Annotated in this window: 7 protein-coding genes; 3 read left to right on the top strand and 4 right to left on the bottom strand. The window is 70.0% G+C overall.

The genetic code is table 11. The annotated features are described in order from the left end of the window. Positions 1–773, top strand: a 773-nt coding sequence (locus tag FV220_RS14590) for a collagen-like protein (RefSeq protein ID WP_246689469.1), incomplete at its 5' end; no start/stop codon positions are given. On the opposite strand, the gene FV220_RS14585 is transcribed toward FV220_RS14590, so the two are convergent. The 3 genes from FV220_RS14585 to FV220_RS14575 all read right to left on the bottom strand — a co-directional run bounded on the left by FV220_RS14585 (position 768) and on the right by FV220_RS14575 (position 3,172). Continuing rightward, positions 768–2,003 carry a TIGR03862 family flavoprotein gene (locus FV220_RS14585; protein ID WP_147832190.1) on the bottom strand — a complete coding sequence of 412 codons (1,236 nt, stop codon included), beginning with the start codon at positions 2,001–2,003 and terminating at the stop codon, positions 768–770. The two genes, FV220_RS14590 and FV220_RS14585, sit on opposite strands and share 6 nt — an antisense overlap. A gap of 58 nt (positions 2,004–2,061) precedes the next feature. Continuing rightward, entirely contained in the window at positions 2,062–2,826 is a 765-nt protein-coding gene (locus FV220_RS14580; protein WP_147832188.1) for a ComF family protein, read from the bottom strand. A 118-nt stretch (positions 2,827–2,944) separates the two neighbouring features. Then, entirely contained in the window at positions 2,945–3,172 is a 228-nt protein-coding gene (locus FV220_RS14575) for a hypothetical protein (protein WP_147832186.1), read from the bottom strand. A gap of 101 nt (positions 3,173–3,273) precedes the next feature. Between FV220_RS14575 and FV220_RS14570 the strand changes: the two genes are divergently transcribed. Both FV220_RS14570 and FV220_RS14565 read left to right on the top strand, forming a co-directional pair. Continuing rightward, on the top strand, positions 3,274–4,200 hold the full coding sequence (locus tag FV220_RS14570; RefSeq protein ID WP_147832184.1) for a methyltransferase domain-containing protein: 927 nt from the start codon (positions 3,274–3,276) through the stop codon (positions 4,198–4,200). 10 nt (positions 4,201–4,210) lie between these two features. Then, positions 4,211–4,570, top strand: coding sequence for a DUF427 domain-containing protein (locus FV220_RS14565; protein ID WP_056142801.1), 360 nt, complete (start codon positions 4,211–4,213; stop codon positions 4,568–4,570). 18 nt (positions 4,571–4,588) lie between these two features. Here the strand turns inward: FV220_RS14565 and FV220_RS14560 are convergent, their stop codons facing one another. Further along, a complete protein-coding gene (locus tag FV220_RS14560; RefSeq protein WP_147832182.1) occupies positions 4,589–6,124 on the bottom strand; it encodes a DUF6880 family protein in 1,536 nt (511 codons plus the stop codon). Between the last annotated feature and the right edge of the window lie 52 nt (positions 6,125–6,176).

Raw genomic sequence — 6,176 nt, 5'->3', positions numbered from 1 at the left:
CCCCTGCGACGGATGCCGCCGCGGCCCCAAGGCCCAGGGCGGCCAGGCCCAAGCGGGTCGTGGCGCCGACGCAGCCGATCCAGGTCTACGATGCGCGGATCGAGGCGGGGGATCTGCGGATCTCCGGCAGCGTGCGCAAGGCCGGCACCGTCGTCATCCTCGACGAGGACATCTCGGTGATGGCCGATTCGCGCGGCCGATTCCTGTTCCGTCTGCCCTATCGGCCCGCCACCTGCGTCGCGGCGCTGAAGGCCGGCGAGGACGAGAGGGAGGCCGTGGTGGCCAATTGCGCGCCGGCCGGCGAACCCGGCCCCAAGGGCGATGCCGGCCCGCAGGGAGAGCCCGGTCTCCAGGGCATGGCAGGGCTTGCCGGTGCGCCGGGTGTGGCGGGGCCCGCAGGCGAGGCCGGGCCGAAAGGGGAGGCGGGACCGAAGGGCGACGTGGGACTCAAGGGGGAGACAGGCCCGCAGGGGCCGGTCGGCCCCAAAGGCGACGTTGGTCCCAAGGGGGAAACGGGTCCCAGGGGGCCTGCCGGTCCTCAGGGCGAACCGGGAGCGGCGGGCCTCACCGCCAGCGCCGCCAACTCCACCCTGCGTCCCGTCCGCAACGAGAATTGCTCGTCCGGTGGCTGCGAGTTGAGCTGTGACAGCGGCGAGGCCTTCGTCTCGGCCTATTGCCTGTCCTCAGGAAGTCCGTCCTTCGCCAATGGCGGCGCCAGCGCGTCCTGTCCGTCCGACGCCAAGGGCATGGTCGGCTTCTGCTCGCGTCTATAGGTCCGGGCCGGCCTCATCGAGCCAGTCCATCATCCCGGCGGCCGCCGCACGGGCGCTGGAAAAGGCGCCCTGCAACAGGTAGCCGCCGGTGGGGGCTTCCCAATCCAGCATCTCGCCGGCGACGAACGCGCCGGGCCGCGCCTTCAGCATGAAGCGGGAATCGATGGCCTCGAAGGCGACGCCCCCCGCCGTGGAGATCGCCCGCTCGATCGGACGGGGAGCGAGCAGGCGCAAGTGAGCCGCCTTGATCAAGGCGGCGAGTTCGCCCGCCGAGGATGGAAGGGCGCGGCCGGCCGCCTCGCGCAGCAAACTCGCCGCCACGGGATCGAGCCCCGCATCCTTGCGCAGGCGCGTGGCGAGCGACGCCCCCGGCTTGTACGTCGCGAGGCGTCGCATCAGCGAATCCTCGGTCAGGTCCGGCCGCAGATCGAGGACGAGACGGGCCTCACCCTCGGCTTCGATCTCATCGCGGATGAGGCGCGACAGGGCATAGACCGCCCCGCCCTCGATCCCGTCCGCGGTGACCATGGCTTCGCCGCGCACGGTCTCGTCGCCGAGACTGAGCGCGACACGCTTCAGGGGCGTCCCGGCGAAGCGTTCGCGGAACACGTCCGACCACGGCACGCTGAAGCCGACATTGGCGGGTTTGAGGGGCGAAACCTTTATCCCGGCCCCGGTGAGAAGCGGGACCCAGGTCCCGTCCGAGCCGAGCCGTGGCCAACTCGCGCCGCCAAGGGCCATCAGGGTCGCCTGGGGGGCCACCGTGAGGCGCCCGTCCTGGGTCTCGAAAGCCAGGCTTCCATCCGCCTCCCAACCGAGGAAGCGATGACGGGTGAGGATGCGGACGCCGATAGTGTCGAGCCGCCCCAGCCAGGCCCGCAGGAGCGGGGAGGCCTTGAAGCTCTTCGGAAAGACCCGCCCGCTGGAGCCGATGAAGGTCGGCTGGCCGAGCCCCTCGCACCAGTCCCGTAGAGCCTGCGGGGAGAAGGCGTCGATCGCTCCGGCGAGGGGCGGCTGGGCCGGGTGGTAGCGCTGGTGGAACGATGCCAGCGGCTCGCTATGGGTGAGGTTGAGGCCGCCCCGCCCGGCGATGAGGAACTTGCGCCCCACCGAGGGCATCCGCTCGTAGAGCGTGACGCGATGGCCGGCTCCCGCCAGCATTTCGGCGGCAGCGAGCCCCGCCGGGCCGCCGCCGATCACCGCGATGTCTCGTGACGTCGATCCTGTCATGGACGTTGGGAGGCCGTGGCGGAGCCCGGCTGTCAAGGGCGGAGGTCGGTTTGTTGGCTCAGCCTGCCTCGGCGGCGACCAGGGCGAAGGTGAGGACGTCCACCGAAGCCGCTCCTCCCCGCAAGAGCACCCGCGAGGCGGCATTGGCGGTGGAGCCGGTGGTGGTGACATCGTCGATGAGCAGGATTCTTCGCCCCTGGAGCCTGGGCTTCGCCGATGCGGGGACCCGGAACGCGCCCTGGAGATTCGTCGCCCGCGCCGCACGGCTGAGCCCGACCTGCGAGCGCGTCGCCTTCACCCGGGCGAGAAGCGAGGTCTCACAGGGCAGGGAAGCGATGCGGCCGATGCCACGGCCGAGGAGGGCGGCCTGATTGAAACGACGGCGCCACAGCCGGGTCCAGTGCAGCGGCACGGGAATGAGGCAATCGGCCTCCCGCAGCAGTTCGGCACCTGCCGATGCCATCATCCGCGCCATGGGGGCGGCGAGGTCGAGCCGGTCCTCGTATTTCAGGCGGTGGACGAGATCACGCGCCACATCGTCGTAGAGCGCGACGGCTCTCGCCCGTCCGAAGACGGGAGGATCGGCGATGGCGCGCGGGGACAACAGGGGGCCGATCCCCAGATCGACGGGAAACGGCGTGCCGAGGCGCTGGCAATAGGGCTGCTCGATGAGGCGCAGGCTCGACCAGCAGCGGGGGCACAGAGCATGCGGATCCGCGGTGGCGGCGCCGCAGCCGGCGCAGGTCGGCGGGTAGATCAGGCCGAGGGCGCCCGCCGAGATCGAACGGACGCCTCGCCGAAGAAGCTGGGCGGCGGACACCATGCCCCTTGATTAGACCCGGTTCGCCGCTTCGCGAAGAGCTTGCACAGGGAAGACCTGGCGCAGGCAAAACCTCTTTCGCAGGATTGTCCCGGCGAAACGACGTCCGGAAAGCGGCGCCTTACTGCGCGGCGGGCTGCTGGCCCTGGTTCTGCTGCTTGTCCTTCTTGTTGGCCCTGTGGTGGCCGATGGCGCATCCGGCCGCAGCTCCCATCTTGCCGTGTCCGGCCATATGGCCGGCGATCCCGCCCACGAGGGCGCCCTTGATGCAGCCCTTGGCCTCGGCGGCCCCACTCAGCGAGAAGGCAGCGAGGGTGGACAAGGCGATTCCCGTCAGAAGTCGAATCATGGGTCCGGTCTCCGGTTTCCGTTATGATGCTCCAACATTCCGCCGTTCACGCCCGTTCCCCGCTGGCAGGATCACGTTTCCGCGCCAGCTATCAGGTCGAGATGACGATTCCTCCGCCCCTCTTCGACACGGGTCTCGCACGCCGGCGGCTCGCTCGAGCCACGCGCGTGGGCTATGCGGATTTCCTGCTTTCACGCCTCGCCGACGATCTCGACGACAGGCTCTCCGCGGTCCTGCGGGCGTTTCCGGAGGCCCTCGACCTCGGGACGCCGAGTGCCGCCCCCGCCCGAGGCCTCCTGCGCTCCGGCCGCGTCGACGCTGTCACCCGCGTGGCCCCTCTGGCCGAGGCCGGCGATGGTCTCGGCCTTGCCGTCGGCGATCCGGAGGCACTGCCGCTGGCGGCCTCGCGCTTCGACCTCGCCGTGTCGCTGCTGGCCCTGCAGCACGTCAACGACCTGCCGGGGGCGCTCGCGCAGTTGCGCCGGGTGCTCAAACCCGACGGGCTGTTCATCGGCTGTCTCCTGGGTGGCCGCACCCTTACCGAACTGCGCCAGGCCTTCGGACAGGCCGAGGTCGAGATCGAGGGGGGGATCAGCCCGCGCGTGGCGCCCTTCGCCGAGGTGCGCGAGATGGGCAGCCTGCTCCAGCGCGCCGGCTTCGCCCTGCCGGTGACGGATGTCGACACGATCACCGTGCGCTACGCCGATCCCTTCGCCCTGATGCGCGACCTGCGCGCCATGGGCCTCACCAACGTGCTGACCGAGCGCCGCCGCACGCCCCTGCGCCGCGATACCCTCATGCGGATGGCCGCGATCTATGCCGAGCGGTTCGCCGATCCCGACGGGCGTCTGAGGGCGACGTTCGAGATCCTGTGGCTCTCCGGCTGGGCGCCGCACGAGAGCCAGCAGAAGCCGCTCAAGCCCGGCAGCGCCAAGTCCCGTCTCGCCGACGCCCTCGGCGTTCCCGAGATCACGCCCGGCAAGATCACGCCCGGCAAGATCACGCCCGGCATGACCAGCGATCCCTGAGGAGACGACCATGAGAGAGCCAGGCCCGGACCACCCCATCACCATCGAGACGAGCCCCCGGCGCGTCCGCGTCATCCTCGCCGGCACCGTGATCGCGGAATCCGGTGCCGCCCTCGTTCTCCGCGAGGCGGCTTACGGGCCGGTCTATTACCTGCCCCGCGCCGATGCCCGCTGGGAGCATTTCACCCCCTCGGCACGCAGGAGCCACTGCCCCTACAAGGGCGAGGCCAGCTACTACACGCTGACGGTCGGCAATACGGTTCGGGCCGACGCGGTCTGGAGCTACGAGGCTCCGTTTCCCGCCGTCGCCGAGATCCGGGATCATCTCGCCTTCTATCCGGACAGGGTGGACGCCATAGAGGTAAGCTGAGCTCCGTCACACGCAAAATCAGCCCTTCACCTTCTCCCAGAAGGCCGATTTCCGTCCGTGCACCTTGCGCAGGGCGTCCCGATAGGCGGCGTGGTCAGGCGTCAGGTCGCCCGGTTCGAGCCGCTGCGCCAGGGCGTCGAGGGTCAGGAGGTGGCGGGCGCCGTAACCGTAGGCGCTGGACCGGCCCTTGCTCAGCATGTCGTCGATCATGCAGCGGTAGAGAAGGCTCGCCGCCTTCGGGCTCGCCTCTTCCAGAGCCTCCGCGGCGGGAGCGAGGATCTCATAGCGGTTGCCGTCCCATGTCGCCGCCTTGTCGATGACGAGGCGCGCGGCGCGATCGAGCTTGGGCCAGTGCACGAGGAAATGCAGGGCGCGGTAGGGGTCGGCGTGAGAGGCCGCATGGTCGAAGGCGCGCTCCAGCGCCTCTTCGTCCTCGAAGTCGGGAAGCTTGGCGACGTAGTCGCGCAGCATCTCGCGGTCGAGACGGGCTTCGAAACACGCCCAGCGCTTTGCCTGCGCCTCCTCTTTGTGGCCGAGAGCGTCGAGGATGCGGATTTCGAGGGAAGCCCGCTCACGCTGAGGCGCGTCCGGGTCGAAGCTTCCCGTCAGCATCTGCTCGCGGGTGACGACGACGATTCCGCGCTTCTGTGGGCGTCCGATCCAGTCGAGCGCCTCGGCGGCGCGGTTTGCCGACAGCAGACGCTCGGCCACGGCCAAGATGTCCGGATGGGCGGGGGAGATCGCCTGTTCCAGGGCGATGAAAGCCTCGACGTCGCCGCGCCGGTCGGCCAGGGCCTGGCGCATCCGCAGAAGACGCATGCGCTGCATCTTCCGGTCCCAGCCCTGCGTGCTGAAGGCGGCCGATCGAACCGCCGGTTTGCCCGATGCCTTCGGTTCCGGCGGCGTCGCCGCGGCGAGGGCCGCATCGACCGGATCCAATGCGGTTTCGGGCAGCCCATCCACCACCGTGAGCAGCAGGGCATCGAGGATGCCGAACCCGTCCGTCTCGAGGAGCGGCACCAGTTTCACCGCCAGTTGGGCGGCGTCCGCCGAGGGGAGCTGAAGCGCCAGATCGGCGGCGGCATGCGTCGCCCGTTCGTAGACGCCCACCACCTGACCACTCGAATCATCGACGCGCTCGAGCACGCCCTGTGCCCCGCCGATGAAACGGACCAACCGGTTGAGGGCGGCGTCCACGTCGAGGGGTGCCAGTTCTGAGACGATAGTGGAGACCGTGGCGTCGAGATCCGCCGCGAAGCTGCGCCGCTTCTGCCAGTCGATAAACCCATGGGCCCGCTCCAGGGCGGTGAGCCGCCGGTCGACGAGGGCGGCGACGGCATCGGGCCCCTGCAATCCGGCGATCGCGGCGGTGACGAGCTTTTTGAAGGCGGGATTACGCGCGGTCTCGTCGAGGACGAGGCCGATCAATCGGTCGAGCCCCAGCGGCGCCAAGGTCTCGGGCGACGGCGTGGTCTTGCGCGTGACACGCTTCGGCTTTTCCGCCGCGACCGCGCTCGGCTTGGGGGCCGTCTTTACCGCTGCCTTGCGCGCCATGCTTCCCGTCTCCCGCCTCCGACGGACAACCTGTGGCGGCCGGGTTCTGCCA

The organism is Methylobacterium sp. WL19 (genome assembly GCF_008040005.1).
GTDB lineage: Bacteria > Pseudomonadota > Alphaproteobacteria > Rhizobiales > Beijerinckiaceae > Methylobacterium > Methylobacterium bullatum.
The sequence above is the reverse complement of the archived record's forward strand: the minus strand, read 5'-3'. Positions and strand labels throughout refer to the sequence as shown.